This window comes from Streptomyces sp. HUAS MS02, from assembly GCF_055702265.1.
The window spans coordinates 2,374,324-2,398,186 of the sequence record NZ_CM146747.1 but is presented as its reverse complement, the minus strand read 5'-3'; the positions used below and the strand labels follow the sequence as shown (position 1 = coordinate 2,398,186).

Sequence of the window (23,863 nt, the reverse complement as noted above, 5' to 3'; positions counted from 1 at the left end):
GGGTGGGCCGGACGTAGTGGGGTGTGGCGCGGATCTCACCCGCCCGGTGTTTGCGCGGCGATGCGACCTGGACGGGTTCGCCGAGGGGGCCCGGTTCGGCGGATGGACCGTGCCGCGGGCTGTGGCGGGCCCGCGCGCCGGTCGGCTAGCGGAGGGCGCCCGCGGGTGTCAGCTCGCGTACGGTCAGCACCTCCATGCGCGCCGGGGAGCCCAGCGCGGAACCGCAGCTCTCCTGGCGGGGCGGCTCGGCGGTGCCCTGGGCGACGGTCACGGTCCAGCGGCGGCCGTCGATGTGGGCGACCACGACGTCCCAGTGGGGAGCCGTGCCGTCCGTGCGCACCACGGTCAGGGCGTCGGCGGCCTCCTCGCCGACCTCCGTGCGCACCGCGAGCTCGGCGGCCTGTCCGGGGCGTTCCCAGGCGGAACTGCCGCGGCACCCCTGGGTGACGACGCGGCCTTCCCGCACGCCTTGGAGGACCTCCTTGACGTGAGGGGCCTCGGCGCGGCCGTACACGTATCCGAAAGGCAGTACGAGCAGGGTCGGGGAGAAGCGGTGACCACCCAGATGAGTGACTTCCCAGGTGCCCTCGACCCCGGAGGCGGCCAGTTCGGCGGCGAGCGGTCGGCCGAGGACCGCGCAGCAGCGGTCGCGCTTGCCGTTGGTGCAGACGAGTGCGAGAGGGTCGCCCGCGTGGGGCCGGCCGCGCAGAACCGTCGCGACGGTGTGGTGGTCTCCCCGGCCGAGTGCGGCGAGATCGAGGTCGAGCAGCCGCTCGGGGGCGGACGTCGTGGCGCTGTGCAGCCAGACGTTTCCGGGGGCGGTGTGGGCCACGAACACCTGGCGCTCGCGGACCTCGCGGTGGTCCGCGTGGCGGCCGGGGCGCCGGATGAGCGCCACGCGTACGCCGGTGCCCTCCGCCGCGGCTTCGAGGGCGCGGCCGAGCACGGGGTCGAGATGGCTGGAGGTGAGCGCCTTGACGCCCCAGGGGCCCGGCTGTTCCAGCAGCAGCCATGTCCTCGCCGTGGCGGCGGTCCCCGCGAGAGGCTCGTCGAGGTGTCGGGACGCGGATGTGCACGTACTCACAGAGGTGAGCCTAACCTGACTTGCTCGCGGCCGAACTCCGGCTGGGCCGAAGGGGGGCGCGTGGCGTCCGCAAGGGTTCGTGAGGGGTGGCGGCCCGAGGGGCCCGCGCTGGAGTGCAGGCGAGCCCCCGTTCAGGATCAGGCGTCGGGGATGTCCGACTTTGCCCGGATGAGAGTCTCGCGGCTGATGACCACGATCCTCTCGTAGTCAGCGCGCGAGGCGTCGGCAGGTAGCTCGGGGTCGAGTTTCTCTGTCCGATCTGTCCCGATTACTGCGAAGTTACCGTCCTGCAGTTCGAAGATGTCTGGGCACGTCTGCCCCGCGGCACTGCCCCTCTCGCGGGGCGACGCACCGATGCGGCGCACGATTTTCAACGGGTCGATCCTTGGGTCGTTAGTAGTGATACGAGCGGGGTTAACTCTGCCCCAAGAACCCGGTTGTTGCGCATGCATCGAAGGTGCGATGGAGTGAAGTCAGGGGTGGGGGTCGCGCTGTGTGACGCGAGCGCCGTGCGAGGTGAAGGGCTTCACTCGGCGGGAGGTTCGCCCACGACCCACCACTCGTCCGTGCTCGCTTCCTCCAGGTCGTTGATCAGCGTGTCCACCATCCTGCCGATCTCCGACTCCTCCGAGCCCTCCTTCAGGCTCGACCGGTGGTGGCGCGTGGCGGCCCAGTAGTCGCGCATCAGTGTGCTCTGGAAGATGCCGCGGAGGTGCCCGTACAGCTCGGCCCGGCTGAAGACGCCCACCCGGTAGCCCTGGAGGACGTGGGTGTAAAGGAGGTTGGCGAAGAGGTACTGCCGTTGTCGGTCCGTGGACAGGTCCTCCTCGTAGGCGTTCAGGACGGGTAGCAGGGTCGGGTCCGCGGCCGCCTTCATGACCAGGTCGAAGTTGTGCCGCTGGTAGGCGATCAGTGCCGCGCGCTGTTCCGACTCGCGTTCCAGCCGTTCCAGGCGCCGAAGCAGGGTGCCGAGGCGCCGCTCCACGACGAACGCGCTCAGCGCTCCCGCCGCGAAGGCGAGGCCCGCTGCCGCGGCAGGGCCGAGTCCCCGCACCCCATGATTCTGTGTGGTCATGTCAATCCCCGATTCAGGCGGCCGTCCGCCGGTCGTCGGGTGTGGGTCGACAGGTTGGGGACCGGCGAGCGGTGGGCGGCGCTTGCCGTCTCCCAGTGTCGCCGAGAGGTGCTCGTCCACCGGGAGGCGGAGAGGAGGCGCACGGAAGGATGCGTGGGTCGCGCGACCCGGCGCCATGCCCATCGTGTGCCCCACGGGCGCCGCTGACAATCGCTCGCTCGGCGGGGTGCGCGGCCCCCCTCGTATCCTGGTGCGGCATTCGATCGACCCATGAGGGCAACGGTGGGGGAGAGGGCGCGTGTTGAGTCCGTCGTCGGGCCGGGTTCAGGGGCCGAGGTCACAGCCTCCGCCGCAGATCCCCGTGGTCGTCCTCGCCGGATTCCTCGGGTCCGGTAAGACCACCCTGCTGAACCACCTGCTCCACCGCAGCGGAGGCAGCCGTATCGGCGCCGTGGTCAACGACTTCGGCGCGATCGAGATCGACGCGATGGCCGTGGCCGGGGCGCTCGGGGACTCCACCGTGTCCCTGGGCAACGGGTGTCTGTGCTGTGCCGTCGATGTCAGTGAGCTGGACGTCTATCTGGAGCGGCTTGCTCGTCCCTCCGCCGGGATCGACGTCATCGTCATCGAGGCGAGCGGGCTCGCCGAGCCGCAGGAACTCGTGCGGATGGTGCTGGCCAGCGAGAACCCCCGCGTGGTGTACGGCGGGCTCGTCGAGGTCGTCGACGCGGCCGAGTTCACGCGGACGCGGCAGCGGCATCCGGAGATCGACCGCCATCTCGCCATCGCCGACCTCGTCGTCGTCAACAAGCTCGACCGGGCCGAGGACGGGGAGGGGACCCTGGCGCTCGTCCGTTCGCTCAGCGAACGTGCTGCGGTCGTGCCCGCCACCTACGGGCGCGTCGATCCCGAGTTCCTGTTCGACTGCAGGCCCTCCGAGGAGCGCATCGGCCAGCTCTCCTTCGACGACCTGCACCGGCACGACCACGACGGGCAGCACCAGGACGGGTCCGACCACACCGGGCACCTGCACTCCGGCTACGACAGCGTCTCCTTCGTCTCCGACGAGCCGCTCGATCCCCGGCGGCTCATGGAGTTCCTGGACGGACGGACCGACGGGCTCTACCGCATCAAGGGGTACGTCGACTTCGGGCCGCACGACCCGCGCAACCGCTACGCCGTGCACGCCGTCGGGCGGTTTCTGCGGTTCTATCCCGAGCCGTGGGCGAGCGGTGAGCGGAGCCGTCTCAGCCAGCTCGTGCTCATCGGCGCCGGAATCGACTCCTCGGCCCTGACCAAGGAGTTGGAGGCGTGCAGAGGCGAGAAGGACGCCCCGCACGCCGACGAGCACGGCATGTGGGGCGTCCTTCGCTACGTCCGGGAGGCGGAGGCCGACGATCCCGAGGCCTCCTACGAACCCGACGCGTCCTACGACGGCGTCTGAGGCGTCGGCGTCACACCGGCCCCGCCACCGAGGACACCGTCTTGCCCAGGGAGACACCCGAGCCGTCCCGGCGCGGGTCCATCTCCGGGAGGTCCGCCGGGGTGCCGTTCTTCTGCGCGGCACGGGCCGGGGCCGGGCCCGCCCAGGCGACGGACAGGCAGTCCTCGCCCTTGAGGAACCGCTGGCAGCGGACACCGCCCGTGGCGCGGCCCTTGCGGGGGTACTGGTCGAACGGGGTCAGCTTGGCCGTGGTCTGGACGGAGTCGTCCAGGGTGCCCCGGGAACCGGCGACGGTGAACACCACCGCGTCCACGGCCGGGTCGACGGCCGTGAAGGAGATGACCTTCGCACCCTCGGTGAGCTTGATGCCCGTCATACCGCCGGCCGGGCGGCCCTGCGGGCGGACCTGGGCGGCCTGGTAGCGCAGCAACTGGGCGTCGTCCGTGATGAAGACCAGGTCCTCCTCGCCGGTGCGCAGTTCGACCGCGCCGACGATCCGGTCACCCTCCTTGAGGGTGATGACCTCAAGCTCCTCCTTGTTGGACGGGTAGTCGGGGACCACGCGCTTGACGACACCCTGCTCGGTGCCGATGGCCAGCCCGGGCGAGGACTCGTCGAGCGTCATCAGACAGATGACCGTCTCGCCGTCCTGGAGGGAGAGGAACTCCGCGATCGGGGCGCCCCCCGAGAGGTTGGGGGCCGCCGCCGTGTCCGGCAGCTGCGGCAGGTCCACCACGTTCAGGCGCAGCAGGCGGCCGGTGGAGGTCACCACGCCCACCTCGCCCCGGGCCGTCGCGGGGACCGCGGAGACGATGACGTCGTGCTTGACGCGCTTGCCGTCCGCGTCCGCCGCGAAGGGCTCGCTGCCCGCCGTACGGGCCAGCAGCCCCGTCGACGACAGCAGCACCCGGCACGGGTCGTCCGCGACCTGGAGCGGAACCGCGGCCACCGAGGCGCCCGAGGACTGCAGCAGGACCGTACGGCGCTCGGTGCCGAACTTCTTCGCCACCGCGGCCAGTTCGCCGGAGACCAGCTTGCGCAGCTCCGCGTCCGACTCCAGGATCCGGGTCAGCTCGGCGATCTCGGTGTTGAGCTTGTCCTTCTCGGACTCCAGCTCGATGCGGTCGAAGCGGGTGAGGCGGCGCAGCGGCGTGTCGAGGATGTACTGCGTCTGGACGTCCGACAGGGAGAAGCGCTCCATCAGGCGCTCCTTGGCCTGCGCGGAGTTGTCGCTGGAGCGGATCAGCCGGATGACCTCGTCGATGTCCAGCAGCGCGGTGAGCAGGCCCTCGACCAGGTGCAGCCGGTCGCGCTTCTTGCCGCGGCGGAACTCCGAGCGGCGCCGCACGACCTCGAAACGGTGGTCGAGGTAGACCTCCAGCAGCTCCTTGAGGCCCAGGGTGAGGGGCTGGCCGTCGACCAGGGCCACGTTGTTGATGCCGAAGGACTCCTCCATCGGCGTGAGCTTGTACAGCTGCTCCAGGACGGCCTCCGGCACGAAGCCGTTCTTGATCTCGATGACGAGACGCAGGCCGTGTGCGCGGTCGGTGAGGTCCTTGACGTCGGCGATGCCCTGCAGCTTCTTCGAGCCGACCAGGTCCTTGATCTTGGCGATCACCTTCTCCGGGCCGACCGTGAAGGGCAGTTCGGTGACGACCAGGCCCTTGCGGCGGGCCGTCACGGTCTCCACCGCCACCGTGGCGCGGATCTTGAAGGTGCCGCGGCCCGACTCGTACGCGTCCCTGATCCCGGAGAGACCGACGATCCGGCCGCCGGTGGGCAGGTCCGGGCCCGGGACGTGCTTCATCAGCGTGTCCAGGTCGGCGTTCGGGTACCGGATGAGGTGGCGGGCGGCTGCGATGACCTCGCCCAGGTTGTGCGGCGGCATGTTGGTGGCCATACCGACGGCGATCCCGGACGCGCCGTTGACCAGCAGGTTCGGGAAGGCGGCGGGCAGCGCCACCGGCTCCTGCTCCTGGCCGTCGTAGTTGGGCGCGAAGTCGACCGTGTTCTCCTCGATCGACTCCGTCATCAGGCTCGTCGCGTCGGCCATCCGGCACTCGGTGTACCGCATGGCGGCCGGCGGGTCGTCGTTGCCCAGGGAGCCGAAGTTCCCGTGGCCGTCGACCAGGGGGAGCCGCATGGAGAAGGGCTGGGCGAGGCGCACCAGGGCGTCGTAGATCGAGGAGTCACCGTGCGGGTGCAACTTACCCATGACCTCGCCGACGACGCGGGCGCACTTCACATAGCCGCGGTCGGGGCGCAGGCCCATCTCGTTCATCTGGTAGACGATCCGGCGGTGCACCGGCTTCAGGCCGTCGCGGGCGTCGGGCAGGGCTCGGGAGTAGATGACCGAGTACGCGTACTCCAGGAAGGAGCCCTGCATCTCGTCCACGACGTCGATGTCGAGGATCTTCTCCTCGAACGCGTCGTCGGGCGGCGGGGTCTTCGTGCTGCGGCGGGCCATCGCTGCCGGCTCCTCTTTTTCTGGTCGCTCACCTACGGGGCGCTCACGTCTCCAGCTCACTCTCACCGAGAGATGAACGGGATCTGACGCGCACCATTGTGGACTGCCGCACTGACAAGCCCGACACGACCCGGCGCCGACCGCCGGGCACGCCCTCCCGAGCCGCCGCGTCAACAGCGTGCGCCGACTTTAACCAGTGACCGTCGCCCGCAACCCCCGTCTCGCTCTCGGCGTACCGGCCCCGGGAACTTCTCCAGGCGTCCGCGCGCTTGCATACAGTGGCACGACCGGCAGGAGAACAGCGGTTTCCGCGACGATTCCACGACGGACAGACCACGGATTCCGCGACCACAGCACAGCGATCGAAGGGACGTACCGCCCATGGGTCACACGGCCACAGCCGAGGCCGGCTCCGAAGGCCTGACAGTGAGGGAGCACCGCCTGGACAACGGCCTGCGCGTGGTGCTCTCCGAGGACCACCTGACCCCGGTCGCCGCGGTGTGCCTCTGGTACGACGTCGGGTCGCGCCACGAGGTCGCGGGCCGCACGGGCCTCGCCCACCTCTTCGAGCACCTGATGTTCCAGGGCTCCGGCCAGGTCAAGGACAACGGCCACTTCGAGCTGGTCCAGGGCGCGGGCGGTTCGCTCAACGGCACCACCAGCTGGGAGCGCACCAACTACTTCGAGACCATGCCCACCCACCAGCTGGAACTCGCGCTGTGGCTGGAGGCCGACCGCATGGGCAGCCTGCTGCTCGCGCTCGACCAGAAGAACCTGGACAACCAGCGGGCCGTCGTCAAGAACGAGCGCCGCCAGCGGTACGACAACGTGCCCTACGGCACCGCCTTCGAGAAGATCTTCCGCCTGGCCTACCCCGAGGGCCACCCCTACCGGCACACGCCGATCGGTTCGATGGAGGACCTGGAGGCGGCCAGCCTGGAGGACGCCCAGCAGTTCTTCCGGACCTACTACGCGCCCAACAACGCGGTCCTGTCGGTCGTCGGCGACATCGACCCCGAGCAGACGCTCGCGTGGATCGAGAAGTACTTCGGCTCCATCCCGTCCTACGACGGCAAGCCCGCGCCCCGTGACGGCGCGCTGCCCGACGTCATGGGCGAGCAGCGGCGCGAGGTCGTCGAGGAGAACGTGCCCGCGCGCGCGTTGATGGCCGCCTACCGGCTGCCGGAGGACGGCACGCGCGCGTGCGACGCGGCCGACCTGGCCCTCACCATCCTCGGCGGCGGCGAGTCCTCCCGCCTCTACAACCGGCTGGTACGCCGTGACCGTACGGCCGTGACGGCCGGCTTCGGGCTGCTGCGGCTGGCCGGTGCGCCGTCCATGGCGTGGATGGACGTGAAGACCTCCGGCGACGTCGAGGTGCCCGTCATCGAGGCCGCCGTCGACGAGGAGCTGGCCAGGTTCGCGGCCGAGGGCCCCACGGCCGAGGAGATGGAGCGCGCCCAGGCCCAGTTGGAGCGCGAGTGGCTGGACCGGCTCGGCACGGTCGCCGGCCGCGCCGACGAACTGTGCCGCTACGCGGTCCTGTTCGGCGACCCGAAGCTCGCCCTGACGGCCGTCGACCGGGTCCTGGAGGTGACGGCCGACGAGGTCCAGGAGATCGCCAAGGCCCGCCTGCGGCCCGACAACCGCGCGGTGCTCGTCTACGAGCCCGTCGCGGGCGACGAGGGCGCCGAAGAGGAGACCGCCGCGGCCGAGGCCGCCGAAACCACCGACGAGACCGAGGAGTCGGCGAAGTGACCGAGCTCGCGACCATGGACTTCCACCCGCAGCCCCAGGCCGGCGAGGCCAGGCCCTGGGCGTTCCCGGCGCCCGAGCGCGGCACCCTGGACAACGGCATGACCGTGCTGCGCTGCCACCGCCCCGGCCAGCAGGTCGTCGCCGTGGAGGTGCTCCTCGACGCGCCCCTGGACGCCGAGCCCGCCGGCATCGAGGGCGTCGCCACCATCATGACCAGGGCCTTCTCCGAGGGCACCGACAAGCACACGGCCGAGGAGTTCGCCGCCGAGCTGGAGCGCTGCGGCGCCACCCTCGACTCGCACGCCGACCACCCCGGTGTACGGCTGTCCCTCGAAGTACCGGTGTCGCGGCTGGAGAAGGCCCTCGGCCTGCTCGCCGACGCCCTGCGGGCGCCCGCGTTCGAGGACGCGGAGATCGAGCGGCTGGTGGCCAACCGGCTCGACGAGATCCCGCACGAGACGGCCAACCCGGGCCGCCGGGCCGCCAAGGAGCTCTCCCGGCAGCTGTTCCCGGCCACCTCCCGGATGTCGCGGCCCCGCCAGGGCACCGAGGAGACCGTGGAGGGCATCGACTCCGCGGCCGTACGCGCCTTCTACGAGCGCCACGTGCGCCCCGCGACGGCCACCGCCGTGGTCGTCGGCGACCTCACGGGCGTCGACCTCGACGCCCTGCTCGCCGACACCCTGGGCGCCTGGACCGGCTCCCCGGGCGCGCCGCGCCCCGTGCCGTCGGTGACCGCCGACGACACCGGGCGTGTGATCATCGTGGACCGCCCCGGTTCCGTGCAGACCCAGTTGCTCATCGGCCGCGTGGGCGCCGACCGGCACGACCGTGTGTGGCCGGCGCAGGTGCTCGGCACCTACTGCCTCGGCGGCACCCTCACCTCCCGCCTGGACCGCGTCCTGCGCGAGGAGAAGGGCTACACCTACGGCGTGCGGGCGTTCGGCCAGGTCCTGCGGGCCGCGCCCGACGGTTCGGGCATCGCGATGCTCGCCATCAGTGGCTCCGTCGACACCCCCAACACCGGTCCTGCGCTCGACGACCTGTGGACGGTGCTGCGCACCCTCGCCGCCGAGGGCCTGACCGACGCCGAGCGTGACGTCGCCGTGCAGAACCTCGTCGGGGTGGCCCCCCTCAAGTTCGAGACGGCCGCGGCCGTGGCGAGCACGCTGGCCGACCAGGTCGAGCAGTACCTGCCGGACGACTACCAGTCGACGCTGTACCGCCAACTCGCCGCCACCGGCACCGTGGAGGCCACCGCGGCGGCCGTGAGCGCCTTCCCGGTGGACCGTCTGGTGACCGTCCTCGTCGGGGACGCCGCGCAGATCGAGGAGCCCGTCAGGGCCCTCGGAATCGGCGAAGTCACCGTCGTTCCGGCCGAGTAGGAGCCGGCCTGACGGACGCGTGTCAGTGGGGCCCTGGTGACGGAAGAGTCACCAGGGCCCCTGTTTGTCCGTATTGATGGCGGAGGTTGTGTGTCTGCCCTGTGGCGTAGTTAACAAATCCTGTGATCCGTTTGTTATTTCGAAGACGGCCCACTTAGCGTCGGTCCGGCTGTTCGTCAGAAGTTCGCCGCAGCCGCGGCACCGGACAGTCATCGCCGAGTCCCCGCATGGCGCGAGCCAGGGGAGCCGGGGACCCATCACGTCCCTGGGGTGAATCGGGTGCCCTTCGCGGAGCGACGCGAAACGAGGGGTAGCCGTAGGAGACCTTCCTGCTCCGAACCCGTCAGCTAACCCGGTAGGCGAGAAGGAAGGAAAGGACCAGCCACTTCATGGCGTTCACCCGCGCCCCCGGGAAGCACCGCCGTCCCAGCCGTGTGCAGCGCACGACCACGCGAAACGTGGGCGTGGCCGCTCTCACCACCACCGGCGTCTTCGGCACCCTGGCCGGCCCCGCGCTCGCCGCGGAGGAGCCCGCCGTCGAGCAGACCGGCCTGAACCAGATCATCACCCTCGGCGACACGGTCGCCGACCAGGTCGACGCGCAGGCCGCCGCCCAGGAGCAGGCCGCCGAGGTGGCCGCCGTCAAGAAGAAGGCGCAGGAGGAGGCCAGGAAGGCCGCCGCCGAGAAGGCCGAGCAGGAGCGTGCCGCCGCCAAGGAGCGCGAGGAGATCAAGGCCCGTGCCGCCCGCGCGGCCGAGCGTGAGCGCCTCAACGCCTACGTCGCGCCCATCAGCGGCTCCTACATCTCCACCGGCTACAAGACCGGCGGTGCCGTCTGGTCCTCCGGCAGCCACACCGGTGTCGACTTCCACGCCGCGTCCGGTACGCCCGTCCTCGCGGTCGGCTCCGGCACCGTCGTCGAGGCGGGCTGGGGCGGTGCCTACGGCAACAACATCGTCATCAAGATGAACGACGGCACCTACACCCAGTACGGCCACCTGTCGTCCATCGGCGTCTCCGTCGGCCAGACGGTCACCCCCGGCCAGCAGATAGGCCTCTCCGGGGCGACCGGCAACGTCACCGGGGCGCATCTGCACTTCGAGGCCCGGACGACGGCCGAGTACGGCTCGGACATGGACCCCGCCGCGTACCTGCGTTCGCACGGCGTGAACGTCTGACGCGTCCCCGACGCTTCCCTGGAGGCCCCGGCTCATCGAGCCGGGGCTTTCCTCGTTCATGCATACCCGCTGTGTGACGTAGCTCCTGTCCAAAAAATATCCTTGGATTCCGGTCCGCCATCGGAAATTCCCGCTCGCTGCAATAGAGTCGCTGGAACACACGTCAATCATCGACGTTTCACGGGGATTAAGGCGGAGGTCGGTCATGCGTATTCCGGCGCACTCGGTATGCACGGCGATCCGTGATGACATCGTCGCGGGTGTCTACGAGCGCGGCAGCCGGCTCACCGAGGAACTGCTCGCCCGCCGGTACGGCGTCAGCCGGGTGCCCGTGCGCGAGGCCCTGCGCACGCTGGAGGCCGAGGGGTTCGTGGTGACCCGCCGGCACGCGGGCGCGTGCGTCGCCGAGCCGACCGAGCAGGAGGCGGCCGACCTGCTGGAGATGCGCATGCTGCTGGAGCCCCTGGGGGCCGCCCGCGCCGCACAGCGCCGTACGGAGGCGCACCTCAAGGTGTTGCGCGGCCTGGTCAGGCTGGGCCAGGAGCGGGCCAGGAGGGGCAACAGCGAGGATCTGCGCTCCCTGGGCGGCTGGTTCCACGAGACGCTCGCACAGGCGTCCGGCAGCCCCGCCCTGACCTCGACGCTCGCCCAACTGCGGCACAAGATCGCCTGGATGTACGCGGTCGAGGCGCCGTCCGACCCCGTGGAGTCCTGGGCGGAGCACGGCGGCATCGTGGACGCGGTCGCGCGCGGCGACAGCGAGCGGGCCCGGACGATCACGTCCCTGCACACCGAGCGGGCCACCGCCGCGCACCGGCTCCGATTTCCGGCCGGGGGCGGCGGGGCGGAACGCCCGGAACGTGTGAGGACTTCGCAACACCCCGTAAACATGCCGAGCCTGCGGCATTAACACGCACGCCGTATACAAAGAGGGAAGAATTCCGAGGGGCATTATTTCTGCTGCCCGCAGACCGGAAAGAAGAGGTAAATGCGAAGGGCCCGCCCGATAAATCGGACGAGCCCTTCGATGTGTGCGGGGGCGGCTTCTCAGGCCTTTCCGCTTCGGTTACCCGGTCGCTCAGACCGTCTCGGGGAGTTCTTCCAGCCCCTCGGCGACGAGCTTCGCCAGACGGTCGAGCGCGACGTCCGCGCCCTCGGCGTCGGAGGCGAGCACGATCTCCTCGCCGCCCTGGGCGCCGAGGCCCAGAACCGCGAGCATGGAGGCCGCGTTGACGGGGTTGCCGTCGGCCTTGGCGATCGTCACGGGGATACCGGAGGCCGTGGTGGCCCGGACGAAGATGGATGCGGGTCGGGCGTGGAGGCCCTCGGCCCAGCCGACGTTGACGCGGCGCTCAGCCATGTGATGCTGCCCTTCAGGTGTCTCGGGTGCTGCAGAGAGGTCTAGACCGGGTTGTCTAGACCAGTTTCCCATATGGGGCGACGTACCGGAACGGGCCCACGGCCTGACCATGAACCGGCTGTCGCGCTTGTGTTGTGCTTCTGTCGTGCCACCCCAGACTGCCCCGCGCCGTTGTCGGACGCGAGCCGTACTCTGGGGCCCATGCAGACCTCGTCGGACCGGCACGAGTACCCCGCCCACTGGGAGGCCGACGTGGTGCTGCGCGACGGCGGCACCGCACGCATCAGGCCCATCACCGTTGATGACGCCGAGCGTCTCGTCAGCTTCTACGAGCAGGTCTCGGACGAGTCGAAGTACTACCGCTTCTTCGCGCCCTACCCTCGCCTGTCCGCCAAGGACGTCCACCGCTTCACGCACCACGACTTCGTGGACCGGGTGGGACTCGCCGCCACCGTCGGCGGCGAGTTCATCGCCACCGTACGCTACGACCGCATCGGCGCCGATGGCATGCCCGCGTCCGCACCCGCCGACGAGGCCGAGGTCGCCTTCCTCGTGCAGGACGCCCACCAGGGCCGCGGCGTCGCCTCCGCCCTGCTCGAACACATCGCCGCCGTGGCCCGCGAGCGGGGCATCAGACGCTTCGCCGCCGAGGTGCTGCCGGCCAACAGCAAGATGATCAAGGTGTTCACCGACGCCGGGTACCAGCAGCAGCGCAGCTTCGAGGACGGCGTCGTCCGCCTGGAGTTCGACCTGGAACCCACCGACCGCTCCGTGGCCGTCCAGCGCGCCCGGGAACAGCGCGCCGAGGCCCGGTCCGTCCAGCGGCTGCTCGCCCCCGGCTCGGTCGCCGTCGTCGGCGCCGGACGCGCACCGGGCGGAGTGGGCCGCAGCGTGCTCGCCAACCTCCGGGAGGCGGGGTTCACCGGGCGGCTGTACGCGGTGAACAAGGCCCTCGGGGAGGACGAGAAGGAAATCGCCGGCGTCCCCGCGCACCGGACCGTCACCGACATCGAGGGGCCCGTGGACCTCGCGGTCGTCGCCGTCCCCGCCGCCCACGTCCCCCAGGTCGTCGCCGAGTGCGGGGAGCACGGGGTGCAGGGCCTCGTGGTCGTCTCCGCCGGATACGCCGAGAGCGGGCCCGAAGGGCGCGAACGCCAGCGCGAACTGGTGCGCCAGGCCCGCACGTACGGCATGCGCATCATCGGGCCGAACGCGTTCGGGATCATCAACACCGCCCCCGACGTCCGGCTCAACGCCTCGCTCGCCCCCGAGACCCCGCGCTCCGGGCGCATCGGCCTGTTCGCCCAGTCCGGCGCCATCGGGATCGCGCTGCTCTCCCGGCTGCACCGGCGCGGGGGAGGGGTCACCGGGGTCACGGGCGTCTCCACGTTCGTCTCGTCCGGCAACCGCGCGGACGTCTCCGGGAACGACGTCCTGCAGTACTGGTACGAGGACCCGGACACCGATGTCGTCCTGATGTACCTGGAGTCCATCGGCAACCCGCGCAAGTTCACCCGCCTCGCCCGGCGCACGGCCGCGGTCAAGCCGCTCGTGGTGGTGCAGGGAGCGCGCCACGGCTCCGCGCCCCTGGGGCACGCCGTGCGCGCCACCCAGCTGCCGCACACCACCGTCTCCGCGCTGCTGCGCCAGGCCGGGGTGATCCGGGTCGACACGATCACGGAACTGGTCGACGCGGGGTTGCTGCTGGCCCGGCAACCGCTGCCGGCGGGGCCGCGGGTGGCGATCCTGGGGAACTCCGAGTCGCTCGGGATGCTCACGTACGACGCGTGCCTCTCCGAAGGGCTGCGGCCGCTGCCGCCGCTGGACCTGACGACCGGGGCCTCGGCACAGGACTTCCACGCGGCACTGTCACGGACCCTCGCCGACGACTCGTGCGACGCGGTGGTGGTGACGGCGATACCCGCGCTGGGGGAGACCTCGCCGGGGGACGCGGCCCTTGCGGAGGCCCTGCGGTCGGCCGCCGCCGCGAACCCCTCGAAGCCGGTGCTGGTCGTCCACGTGGAGCTGGGCGGCCTCGCGGAAGCGCTGTCGGCCGCGGCCAGCACGGCTCCTCAGCCCACCGACAGTCCCCTCGGTGCCGCAGCGGCGGACGAGGCCCAGCGGGCGGTGACGACGCGGCAGGCGCCAGGAGCGGGCGCAGCCACGCCCGCGCCCGGTGGCGCCGCACACCCCGCCGACTCCAGCACGGCGGGGCCGGGCGTGACAGGCCAGGGCACGGTCGGCCTGGGCCCGGCAGGTTCCGGCGCGACCGACCCGGGCGCGGCCGGTCCTCGCGGGGCCGGCTCGGATGTGCCCGGCCCCGGCCCCGGCACGAACGACCGCGGCCCGGCCGGTCCGGGCGGGCCGGTGTCGGCCGTTGCGGATGTGGAGCCCGGGGCGGCGACGTCCGTGGAGTCGGGCGGGTCTCGGCTCATCCCCGCCTATCCCGCCGCCGAGCGGGCCGTTCGGGCGTTGTCCGAAGCCGTGAACTACGCCCAGTGGCGACGGGAGGCGGCGGAGCCGGGGCGGGTGCCCGAGTACGAGGACATCGACGAGAAGGGCGCGGCCGAGCAGATCGACACGCTGCTGGCCGGAGGCGAGGGACTCACCCTCGGCGAGGACGAGACGGGCGCGCTGCTCGCGCGGTACGGCATCCGTCTGCGGCAGGCGCGCCCCGCGCCGACGCCCGACGAGGCCGCGAGTGCGGCGCGGCTCATCGGCTATCCCGTCGCGCTCAAGACGACCGCCCCCCACCTGCGGCACCGGGCCGACCTCGGCGGCGTACGGCTCGACCTGGCGGACGAGGAGCAACTGCGGCGGGCGTACGCGGAGTTGACGGAGCTCTTCGGGGGCCCCGAGGAGCTCCGTCCGGTCGTGCAGGGCATGGCTCCGCGAGGCGTCGACACGATCGTGCGGACGGTGGTGGACCCGGCGGCCGGAGCGGTGCTCTCGTTCGGTCTCGCCGGTCCCGCGTCGCAGCTGCTCGGCGACATGGCGCACCGCCTGATTCCGGCCACCGAGCGGGACGCGGCCGCACTGGTCCGCTCGATCCGGACCGCACCCCTCCTCTTCGGCTGGAGGGGCTCGGCCCCCGTGGACACCGAGGCCCTGGAGGAGCTGCTGCTGCGGGTGTCTCGGCTGGTCGACGACCACCCCGAGGTCGTGGCGGTCTCCCTGGAACCCGTCGTCGTCGCCCCGCAGGGCCTCAGCGTGCTCGGCGCCACCGTCCGGCTCGCGCGCCCGCCCGTCCGCGACGACCTCGGCCCGAGGACCCTGCCGGTGTACTGAGACCGCGTCCCCCCGCCCCCGCATTGATCCGTCCACGACAGAACGGAGACGGCAGAGCGGTCCCTCGCAGTCAGTGCGCCCCCGTAGGATGGACGTCATGGCCAAGACCAGTACGACGACCCAGGGGCTGCGTGCGGCGATCGAGCGCAGCGGCTACTACCCGGCCCTCGTGGCCGAGGCGGTGGAGGCCGCTGTCGGCGGCGAGGCCATCAAGTCGTACCTGGTCCATCAGGAGACGACGTTCGACGCGAACGAGGTGCGGCGCCACGTCACCGTCCTCGTCCTCACGGGCAACCGCTTCATCGTGAGCCACACCGACGAGCAGGCCGCGGACAGCACGTCACCGACGCCGTACGCCACGACGTCGACCGAGTCGGTGAAGATCGGCCGGATCTCGTCGGTCGTGCTCAGCCGGGTCGTCGCCAACCCCGAGTCGTACACGCCGGGCACCCTGCCCCGCGAGGTCGTCCTGACCATCGGCTGGGGCGCCGTCTCCCGCATCGACCTGGAACCCGCCGCCTGCGGTGACCCCAACTGCGAGGCGGACCACGGGTACACGGGCAGCTCGACGGCGGACGACCTCAGCCTGCGCGTCAGCGAGGCCGGGGACGGCCCGGAGACCGTGCGCCAGGCCCTCGCCTTCGCGCAGTCCCTCTCCGAGGCCACCGCGGACACCGCCCGCTGATGGCGCTGCCCACCTGGGACCACCCGGAACCCCTGGCCCTCGGCTCCGCCCCGGTCCCCGAGTACGGTGCCGGTTCGCTCGCCGACCTCCTGCCCACCCTCGCGGCGGGCATGGGGGTCCCCGGCACGACCGCCTCGATACCGGAACTGACGGCGACCGACCGGGTCTGTGTCTTCCTGGTGGACGGCCTGGGCTGGGAGCAGCTGAAGGCGCACCCCGACGAGGCGCCCTATCTGACGGCCCTGCTGGCGTCCTCGCGCGGCGGCACCGGCCGCCCCATCACCGCGGGATACCCGGCCACCACCGCGACCTCCCTCGCCTCCGTGGGCACCGGCCTCCCCCCGGGCGCGCACGGCCTGCCCGGCTACACGGTCCGCGACCCGCAGACCGACGAGCTGATGAACCAGCTCCGCTGGCAGCCGTGGACCTCGCCGAAGGCGTGGCAGCCGTACCCCACGATCTTCCAGCTCGCCGACCGGGCGGGTGTGCACACCGCCCAGGTCACCTCCCCGGCCTTCCAGAACACGCCCCTCACCCAGATCGCGCTGAGCGGCGGCACCTTCCACGGCCGCCTCTCCGGCGAGGACCGCATGGACCTGGCCGCCGAGCAACTGGCCGCCGGGGACCGCGCCTTGATCTACACGTACTACTCCGAACTGGACGGCGCGGGGCACCGCTTCGGTGTCGACTCCGACGCCTGGCGCGGCCAGCTCATGCACGTCGACCGGCTGGTCCAGCGTCTGGCCGAGCAACTCCCGCCGCGCAGCGCCCTGTACGTCACCGCAGACCACGGCATGATCGACATCCCGTTCGACGAGCGGCACCGCATCGACTTCGACGAGGACTGGGAGCTGCGCGCCGGGGTCGCCCTGCTGGGCGGAGAAGGCCGGGCCCGCCATGTCTACGCGGTGCCGGGCGCCCAGTCGGACGTCCTGACCTGCTGGCGCGAGGTGCTCGGCGAGCAGTTCTGGATCGCCTCGCGCGACGAGGCCATCGCGGCGGGCTGGTTCGGCCCCCACATCGACGAACGCGTGTACGCCCGCATCGGGGACGTGGTCGCGGCGGCCCACGACGACGTCCTGATCGTCGCCTCCGAGCGGGAGCCCAAGGAGTCGGCGATGGTCGGCAACCACGGTTCGATGACCCCCGTCGAACAGCTGGTCCCGCTCCTCGAAGTACGCTCCTGAGGCCCTGCCACCGCCCATCACACCGCCCGCCGGACCTGCCTGACCCGCCGCCCCCTCGCCCTCCTCGCCGAAAGGTGCTCAACTCACCATGCCCGAGCTGGTGTTCTTCTCCGGAACCATGGACTGCGGGAAGTCGACGCTGGCCCTCCAGATAGAGCACAACCGCTCGGCGCGCGGCCTCCAGGGCATGATCTTCACGCGTGACGACCGCGCGGGCGAGGGCAAGCTGTCGTCACGACTGGGCCTGGTCACGGACGCCGTGGAGGTCGAGGACGGCCAGGACCTCTACGCCTATCTCGTCGACCACCTCTCCCAGGGCCGCCGCGCGGACTACGTGATCGCCGACGAGGCCCAGTTCCTCGCCCCCGGGCAGATCGACCAACTCGCCCGCGTCGTGGACGACCTGGGCCTGGACGTGTACGCCTTCGGCATCACGACCGACTTCCGTTCCAAGCTCTTCCCCGGCTCCCAGCGCCTGGTCGAGCTGGCCGACCGCGTCGAGGTCCTCCAGGTCGAGGCCCTGTGCTGGTGCGGTGCCCGTGCCACCCACAACGCCCGCACCATAGGCGGTCAGATGGTCGTCGAGGGCGCCCAGGTCGTCGTCGGCGACGTCAACCAGCCCGACGACATCGGCTACGAGGTCCTCTGCCGCCGTCACCACCGCCGCCGGATGACGGCCGCCACGGCCCACGCGGGCGCCCTCTCCCCGGACGTCCTCCCGGTCGAGACGGTCTGACCCGACGGCGGTCCGGCGCGGGCCCCCGCCCCGGTTCACTCGACCGTGCGACCGTCCCCGCCGGCGGTCCGGTGTTCCGTGCGCACCACCGCGAACTTCGCGCCCTCCGGGTCGGCCAGGGTGGCCACCGGGCCGTGCGGGGTGTCGTGGGCCGCTTCGAGGACATGGCCGCCGAGTTCGATGACACGGTCGGCGGCCTCGTCGGGGTCGGCCACCTCGAAGTAGGTCAGCCAGTGGGGCCCCCGGTCCCGGGGGAGCGCGCTGCCGACGCCATGGATGCCGGCCACCGGGCGGCCTCCCACGCGCAGGGTGACGTAGTCGAGGTCGGCGGAGACCACCGGCTCCTCCTCGTAGCCGAAGACCGTCTCGTAGAACTTGGCCACCAGCGAGCTGTCGACGGTGAGGAGTTCGTCCCACGCGGGCGTGCCGGGGACGCCGGTGATGTCCGCGCCGAGGTGTCCCGCCGCCTGCCAGATGCCGAAGACGGCGCCCGCGGGGTCGGAGGCGATCACCAGCCGGCCCGCGTCGCCGGCGTCCAGCGGGCCCACGCCGACGGTGCCGCCGCGGTGCCGCACGGCCTCCGCCGTCCGGTCCGCGTCGGCCGAGGCGAAGTAGGGCGTCCAGGCGATGGGGAGATGACGGTCCGGCGGCAGCTGGCCGATCCCCGCCACCTGCCGCCCGTCGAGCAGGGCCCGCACGTACGGGCCGAGCTGCTGGGGTCCGGGCTGGAACTCCCAGCCGAACAGCGCCCCGTAGAACTCCTGGGTCGCGGCCGTGCCGTGCACCATCAGACTCACCCAGCAGGGTGTGCCCGGTGGATACACGGTGCCGTTCAGGCCGGTCGACCCCCGTGCCTCGGTCATCGTCACTCTCTCCTCGGCCCCTGCCGGTGGCCGTGTCCGTCGCCCTCGGTACGCGTGTCCCGCGTCCACGCGCGATCACGCCCCGTGCCGATGCTCGCACCACCCGTAGCGCCACGGGCCCGCGCCGCACCGCCGCTCGACGCGCGGGTACGCGAGGATGCCCGGCTCACGGTCCCGGCTCTCGTCCGCGCCGCCGCCGTGTGGTGTCCGTCAGCTGTACAGCTCGTGCCTGATCCCGTACGCCCGGTGATCGGCACCGCTCGGCGGGCAGAGTAGCGGGAGCCGGGCGAGGCGGCCACCCCGTGCGCGAGGATGGGGCCATGAACGCCATCATCTCGGCCCCCGAACTCGCCAACGAGCTGGCGGGAGCCCGTCCGCCGGTGATCCTGGACGTCCGCTGGCAGTTGGGCGGCCCCAACCTGCGTCCCGAGTACGAGAAGGCGCACATTCCGACGGCCGTCTTCGTCGACCTGGACGCCGAACTCGCCGGTCCCGCCGGTTCCGGTGGCCGTCATCCGCTGCCCGACCTGGACGGTTTCGGTACGGCGATGCGGGCGGCCGGTGTCTCGGCCGACCGTGCCGTCGTCGTGTACGACGGCGGGCTCAACTGGGCCGCCGCGCGCGCGTGGTGGCTGCTCCGCTGGGCCGGCCACCCCTCGGTGAGGGTCCTGGACGGCGGCCTGGCGGCCTGGACGGGCGCGCTGACGGCGGAGATCCCGGAGCCCGCCCCGGGGACCTTCGAGCCCGTCCCCGGCGCGCTGCCGCTGCTCGACGCGGACGGCGCCGCGGCGCTGGCCCGCACCGGGCTGCTCCTGGACGCGAGGGCCGCCGAACGCTACCGGGGCGACGTGGAACCCATCGACCCGGTCGGCGGGCACATCCCGGGCGCGGTGTCGGCCCCGACCACGGAGAACGTGGCCGAATCCGGACTCTTCCGGACCGCCGCCGAACTCACCGACCGCTTCAAGGGACTCGGCGCGACCGCCGACTCCGAGGTCGGCGTGTACTGCGGCTCCGGTGTCTCCGGCGCCCACCAGGTGCTGGCGCTGGCGGTGGCGGGCATCCCGGCGGCCCTCTACGTGGGCTCGTGGTCGGAGTGGTCCCGGGACGGCGACCGCCCGGTGGCGACCGGACCCGACCCCCAGTGACCCGGAGCTGACCGCACGTGTGGGGCCCACGTCTGAACGACGTGAGCCCCACACACGTATGAATGACCGATCCCGCACCCGAGAGGGCATCCGAGACCGCACCCGAGAGAAACGGATCTCCTGGAAGGAGTGACTGCTCCGACCCTCCACCGCCGTAGGCCCGCTACTCCTGTTTCTTACGTCTCGTACCGAAGACGATCTCGTCCCAGCTCGGCACCGCGGCGCGCCGACCCGGTCGGACGCCGTCCGCCTCGGCCTGGCGGTCGGTGGCACCGATCAGCCGGTCGCGGTGGCCGTTGACCGACCGCGGCATGAGGACGTCCGCGTAGGCGGAACCGGCCGAGGCCGCGGGAGCCGCCGACTCCTCCTCCGCCACTTCCTCGACGGAGACGGAGTCCTCCTGCGGTTCGGCGGAGGGCAGTTCGGGCACCACCAGGTCGCCCCGGTAGCTGGGGACGGCCTCCAGGATGCTGGTGAGCGAGTCGCGCTCGCTCACCATGTCCTCGTCGGCCTCGGGCGGCGCGGGCAGGACGGGACGTTCCGCCTGGCGGTCCAGGGGTCGGTCACGGGGCAGCCGCGCGATCCTCGGCACGAACGGGAAACTCGGCTCGGGCGTCCCGAGGTCGTCGGACTCGCCGATCAGCGACCGCGCTTCGTCGTCGACGGCCTGGACGAGCCGCCGGGGCGGGTCGTAGGTCCAGCTCGCCGAGTGCGGTTCGCCCGCGACGCAGTACACCAGCAGCACTTCCCAGGTGCCGTCGTCGCGGCGCCACGAGTCCCACTGGACGGTGTCCTTCTCGGCGCCGCGCAGCAGCAGTCGCTCCTGGACGGCCTCGCCGAGCTGGGGTCCCGCGGCGTTCTCGCCGGGGCGCCGGACCGGGGTCTTGCGTGCCCGCTCGGCCATGAAGGCGCGCTCGGCCAGGACGGGACCCTCGAAGCGGCGGACCCGGTCGACGGGGATGCCGGCGAGCTGCGCGACCTCTTCGGCCGTGGCACCCGCGCGTATCCGCGCCTGGATGTCACGGGGGCGGAGATGGCTCTCCACCTCGATCTCGATCTGGCCGAGGCGGGGTCGGTCGCCGCGCACGGCGGCACGCAGCCGTTCGTCGATCGGAAGCGTGTACTCCGTGGAATCGGCAGCCTTCAGCACCAGCCGTGTGCCGTCATTGGAGACGGCCACGACACGCAGTTCGGGCATGGGGACCTCCCGGGTGGTGCCTGCCGACGTCACGTGCGTCGCTGCTTCCGCTAGTCGAGTGTGGCCTGCCCGGGTGCAGCCTGCCACAACCTTGCCGAGTTGCCCGGCGTGTCGGGCGTGAGCCCGAGGCCGCCGTTATGGCACGGTTATCAATTCGCAACGCTAAGTGACGAACCTCATCACCCTGTGCAACGATCCCCCTCCCGGCGGTCCTCGAAGGCCCCGGACACCCTGGCGGGAGTCCGGACCCAGGGCTCGCAACAGTACTCCATTCGGGCCACTTGCGTGGATCGGCACGCCGCTCAACTTCTCATGGGAGACGTCAATACGCCGCCGGAACAGACCTTTTCGTGACCCCGGGAGGGACGTGCTTCACATGATCGCCAGAACCGCCCGTCCGGTTACGCCCCGAGCACGCGGCGCAAGTAGTCGTTCTGGAAACGCCGTTCGGGGTCGAGCCGGTCACGCAGCGCGGTGAACTCGCCGAAGCGGGGATAGACCTTGGCGAAGTAGTCCGTGTCCCGTGTGTGCACCTTGCCCCAGTGCGGCCGTCCCTCGTGCGCGGTGAAGATCCGCTCGGCGGCGGTGAAGTAGGCCTGATAGGGCGTGCCCTTGAACATGTGCACGGCGACATAGGCGCTCTCGCGGCCGGAGGCGGTGGAGAGCGTGATGTCGTCGGCCGGTGCGGTGCGCACCTCGACGGGGAAGCTGACGCGCAGGTTCGAACGGTCGACCATCGCCTTGAGTTCACGCAGCGTGTCCACGACGGCCTCGCGCGGAACGGCGAACTCCATCTCCACGAACCGCACTCGGCGCGGAGAAGTGAAGACCTTGTAGGGGATGTCGGTGTAGCTCCGCGCGGACAGGGCGCGGCTGGAGATCTGCGCGATCGTCGGGATGGTCGCGGGAACCGCCTGGCCGACCCAGTTGGCCACCTGGAAGACGCCGTTGGAGAGGAACTCGTCCTCGAACCAGCTGTTCAGCTGTGGTACCGGCTTCTCGGGGCCCGCGCTGCGGTTGTTGCGCTTGGTGTTGGTGTTGCCGGTGTGCGGGAACCAGTAGAACTCGAAGTGCTCGTTCTCGGCGTGCAGTTCGTCGAACTCGGCCAGCACCCGCTCGAACGGCATCGGTTCCTCGCGCGCCGTGAGCAGGAAGATCGGCTCCACGGCGAAGGTGATCTCGGTGACGATGCCGAGGGCGCCGATGCCGACGCGGGCCGCGGCGAACACGTCGGGGTTCTCCGTCGCGGAGCAGGTCAGCACCGACCCGTCGGCGGTGACCAGTTCGAGCCCCCGGATCTGGGCGGCGATCGAGGCCGAGTCGCGGCCGGTGCCGTGGGTGCCGGTGCTGGTCGCGCCGGACACCGTCTGCTCCATGATGTCGCCCATGTTCGTGAGCGAGAGCCCCTCGCGCGCGAGAGCCAGGTTGAGCCTCTTGAGCGGAGTGCCGGCGGCGACCGTGACGGTCATGGCCTCACGGTCGATCTTGCGTATGCCCGTCAGCAGTTGGGGGCGGATCGCCACGCCGTCGGTCGCGGCCACGGCGGTGAACGAGTGGCCCGTACCGACGGCCTTCACCCGGAGGTCGTCCTCGGCCGCCTGCCTTACGGCCGCGGCGAGTTCCTCGACGGTGGCCGGGGTGACCTCCCGCACCGGGCGGGCGGTGACGTTCCCCGCCCAGTTACGCCACGTGCCGCTCTTGCCGATCACTGTGGTGCTCATGGGGCCCTCCCCGCCTTGGAGCCGGCCTGCGCAGCCGGCGGTACCCGAGAAAACCGACCGCGACCGCGACGGCCCCGGAGGCCGCCGGAACCACGTACCCCGCCTTCGCCCCGGCCGCGTCGATCACCCAGCCGGAGACCGAGGATCCGAGCGCCACCCCGACCGCGAGCCCGGTGCCCACCCAGGTCATGCCCTCGGTCAGTTGCGTGCGTGGTACGTGCTCCTCGATGAGGGACATCGTCGTGATCATCGTGGGTGCGATGGACAGACCCGCAACGAAGAGCGCCACGGCCAGAAACGGCAAGTTTCCGACCAGTAGGAGGGGGATCATACTCACGGCCATGCCGCACACGCCCAGCAGCCATCGACGTTCCGCCGCACCGGAGAAGCGCAGCAACCCGAAGACGATGCCCGCGGCGCAGGAACCGGCCGCGTAGAGGGCCAGAACCACGCTCGCGGCGGCCTTGTGGCCCCGCTCCTCGGCGAAGGCCACGGTGACCACGTCGACGGCTCCGAAGATCGCTCCGGTGGCCACGAACGTGGCCACCAGGACCTGCAGTCCGGGCGAACGCAGCGCCGAACGCCCCTTGTCGTGCCGCTCGCGCGGGTGCGGCGCCGGCTCCGTGGCGCGCTGGGCCGTCAGCCAGAAGACCCCGGCCGCGAGGAAGCAGGCGGCGAGCAGCGGTCCGGCCTCCGGGAACCACGCCGTGGACAGCCCGATGGAGATGATCGGCCCGAAGATGAAGCACACCTCGTCGACGACCGACTCGAAGGAGTACGCCGTGTGCAGTTGCGGGGTGTCCCGGTACAGCGCCGCCCAGCGCGCCCGGGTCATCGCCCCGAGGCTCGGCACACAGCCGATGCCGGCCGAGCAGAGGTACAGCACCCAGTCCGGCCAGCCGTAGTGCGCGGCGACCAGGAGTCCCGCGGCGGCGGCCAGTGCCACGAGGGTCGCCGGACGCAGTACCCGCCGCTGCCCGTACTGGTCCACCAGCCGGGAGATCTGCGGGCCGAGCACGGCGGCGGACAGCGCGATGGTCGCCGAGAGCGCGCCGGCCAGGCCGTACCGGCCGGTGAGCTGGGAGATCATGGTGACCACGCCGATGCCCATCATGGACAGCGGCATCCGGCCGAGGAGTCCCGCGGCGGTGAAGCCCTTGGTGCCGGGTGCGGCGAACAGGGCGGTGTAGGGGCTGGGCACGGGGGCTCCGGTCGTTCCGGGAAGCGGAGGGACGAGTTCCTCGTAAGGCGCGAACTCCGTCGATACAGCTTACGAGTGAGGTCAC

General features: G+C 71.5%; 19 protein-coding genes and 1 riboswitch. Of the genes, 10 read left to right on the top strand and 9 right to left on the bottom strand.

All coding sequences use genetic code 11. The features are described from left to right. Positions 1–145: 145 nt before the first annotated feature. From ACZ9QC_RS10220 to ACZ9QC_RS10210, 3 genes are all read right to left on the bottom strand, one after another. Entirely contained in the window at positions 146–1,084 is a 939-nt protein-coding gene (locus tag ACZ9QC_RS10220) for a sucrase ferredoxin (protein WP_472919878.1), read from the bottom strand. Positions 1,085–1,221: 137 nt separating this feature from the next. Next, positions 1,222–1,458 (bottom strand): hypothetical protein, encoded by a 237-nt coding sequence (locus tag ACZ9QC_RS10215; RefSeq protein ID WP_033525166.1) that lies wholly within the window; start codon positions 1,456–1,458, stop codon positions 1,222–1,224. Positions 1,459–1,610: 152 nt separating this feature from the next. Continuing rightward, entirely contained in the window at positions 1,611–2,159 is a 549-nt protein-coding gene (locus tag ACZ9QC_RS10210) for a DUF6082 family protein (RefSeq protein WP_472919877.1), read from the bottom strand. Between the two features lie 298 nt (positions 2,160–2,457). Here ACZ9QC_RS10210 and ACZ9QC_RS10205 point away from each other — a divergent pair, with 298 nt between their 5' ends. Further along, positions 2,458–3,603, top strand: a complete 1,146-nt coding sequence (locus ACZ9QC_RS10205; RefSeq protein ID WP_472919876.1) for a CobW family GTP-binding protein — start codon at positions 2,458–2,460, stop codon at positions 3,601–3,603. Between the two features lie 10 nt (positions 3,604–3,613). Here the strand turns inward: ACZ9QC_RS10205 and ACZ9QC_RS10200 are convergent, their stop codons facing one another. Next, positions 3,614–6,070 (bottom strand): DNA gyrase/topoisomerase IV subunit A, encoded by a 2,457-nt coding sequence (locus ACZ9QC_RS10200; protein ID WP_472919875.1) that lies wholly within the window; start codon positions 6,068–6,070, stop codon positions 3,614–3,616. A 381-nt stretch (positions 6,071–6,451) separates the two neighbouring features. Here ACZ9QC_RS10200 and ACZ9QC_RS10195 point away from each other — a divergent pair, with 381 nt between their 5' ends. The 4 genes from ACZ9QC_RS10195 to ACZ9QC_RS10180 all read left to right on the top strand — a co-directional run bounded on the left by ACZ9QC_RS10195 (position 6,452) and on the right by ACZ9QC_RS10180 (position 11,301). Beyond that, positions 6,452–7,828, top strand: a complete 1,377-nt coding sequence (locus tag ACZ9QC_RS10195) for a M16 family metallopeptidase (protein WP_472919874.1) — start codon at positions 6,452–6,454, stop codon at positions 7,826–7,828. After that, positions 7,825–9,213, top strand: coding sequence for a M16 family metallopeptidase (locus ACZ9QC_RS10190; RefSeq protein WP_467300690.1), 1,389 nt, complete (start codon positions 7,825–7,827; stop codon positions 9,211–9,213). The genes ACZ9QC_RS10195 and ACZ9QC_RS10190 overlap by 4 nt, the downstream gene beginning before the upstream one ends. 203 nt (positions 9,214–9,416) lie before the next feature. Beyond that, positions 9,417–9,589, top strand: a riboswitch (cyclic di-AMP (ydaO/yuaA leader). Between the two features lie 13 nt (positions 9,590–9,602). Further along, entirely contained in the window at positions 9,603–10,391 is a 789-nt protein-coding gene (locus ACZ9QC_RS10185; RefSeq protein ID WP_472919873.1) for a M23 family metallopeptidase, read from the top strand. Positions 10,392–10,596: 205 nt separating this feature from the next. Then, complete coding sequence (locus ACZ9QC_RS10180; RefSeq protein WP_472919872.1) at positions 10,597–11,301, top strand: GntR family transcriptional regulator; 705 nt, start codon at positions 10,597–10,599, stop codon at positions 11,299–11,301. Between the two features lie 168 nt (positions 11,302–11,469). Here the strand turns inward: ACZ9QC_RS10180 and ACZ9QC_RS10175 are convergent, their stop codons facing one another. After that, positions 11,470–11,751, bottom strand: coding sequence for an HPr family phosphocarrier protein (locus ACZ9QC_RS10175; protein ID WP_037700813.1), 282 nt, complete (start codon positions 11,749–11,751; stop codon positions 11,470–11,472). 201 nt (positions 11,752–11,952) lie between these two features. On the opposite strand from ACZ9QC_RS10175, the gene ACZ9QC_RS10170 reads away from it, so the two are divergent. The 4 genes from ACZ9QC_RS10170 (at position 11,953) to ACZ9QC_RS10155 (ending at position 17,647) form a co-directional block, all read left to right on the top strand. Further along, positions 11,953–15,039, top strand: a complete 3,087-nt coding sequence (locus ACZ9QC_RS10170; RefSeq protein ID WP_472919871.1) for a bifunctional acetate--CoA ligase family protein/GNAT family N-acetyltransferase — start codon at positions 11,953–11,955, stop codon at positions 15,037–15,039. Between the two features lie 97 nt (positions 15,040–15,136). Then, a complete protein-coding gene (locus ACZ9QC_RS10165) occupies positions 15,137–15,724 on the top strand; it encodes a DUF5998 family protein (protein ID WP_184900191.1) in 588 nt (195 codons plus the stop codon). Then, a complete protein-coding gene (locus ACZ9QC_RS10160) occupies positions 15,724–16,911 on the top strand; it encodes an alkaline phosphatase family protein (RefSeq protein ID WP_472919870.1) in 1,188 nt (395 codons plus the stop codon). Before ACZ9QC_RS10165 ends, ACZ9QC_RS10160 begins: the two co-directional genes overlap by 1 nt. Before the next feature lie 88 nt (positions 16,912–16,999). Beyond that, positions 17,000–17,647: a thymidine kinase gene (locus tag ACZ9QC_RS10155; protein ID WP_045561074.1), complete on the top strand. Its 648-nt coding sequence runs from the start codon at positions 17,000–17,002 to the stop codon at positions 17,645–17,647. 35 nt (positions 17,648–17,682) lie between these two features. Here the strand turns inward: ACZ9QC_RS10155 and ACZ9QC_RS10150 are convergent, their stop codons facing one another. Beyond that, positions 17,683–18,510 carry a VOC family protein gene (locus ACZ9QC_RS10150; RefSeq protein ID WP_472919869.1) on the bottom strand — a complete coding sequence of 276 codons (828 nt, stop codon included), beginning with the start codon at positions 18,508–18,510 and terminating at the stop codon, positions 17,683–17,685. A 320-nt stretch (positions 18,511–18,830) separates the two neighbouring features. Between ACZ9QC_RS10150 and ACZ9QC_RS10145 the strand changes: the two genes are divergently transcribed. Next, complete coding sequence (locus ACZ9QC_RS10145) at positions 18,831–19,658, top strand: sulfurtransferase (protein WP_215449368.1); 828 nt, start codon at positions 18,831–18,833, stop codon at positions 19,656–19,658. Between the two features lie 163 nt (positions 19,659–19,821). Here the strand turns inward: ACZ9QC_RS10145 and sepH are convergent, their stop codons facing one another. The 3 genes from sepH to ACZ9QC_RS10130 form a co-directional block, all read right to left on the bottom strand. Further along, entirely contained in the window at positions 19,822–20,856 is a 1,035-nt protein-coding gene (gene sepH, locus ACZ9QC_RS10140) for a septation protein SepH (protein WP_472919868.1), read from the bottom strand. 401 nt (positions 20,857–21,257) lie between these two features. Further along, the gene (locus ACZ9QC_RS10135; protein ID WP_472919867.1) at positions 21,258–22,577 is read right to left on the bottom strand and encodes a D-arabinono-1,4-lactone oxidase; all 1,320 of its coding nucleotides are present in this window, start codon (positions 22,575–22,577) and stop codon (positions 21,258–21,260) included. Then, positions 22,537–23,778, bottom strand: a complete 1,242-nt coding sequence (locus ACZ9QC_RS10130; protein ID WP_472919866.1) for an MFS transporter — start codon at positions 23,776–23,778, stop codon at positions 22,537–22,539. The genes ACZ9QC_RS10135 and ACZ9QC_RS10130 overlap by 41 nt, the downstream gene beginning before the upstream one ends. Between the last annotated feature and the right edge of the window lie 85 nt (positions 23,779–23,863).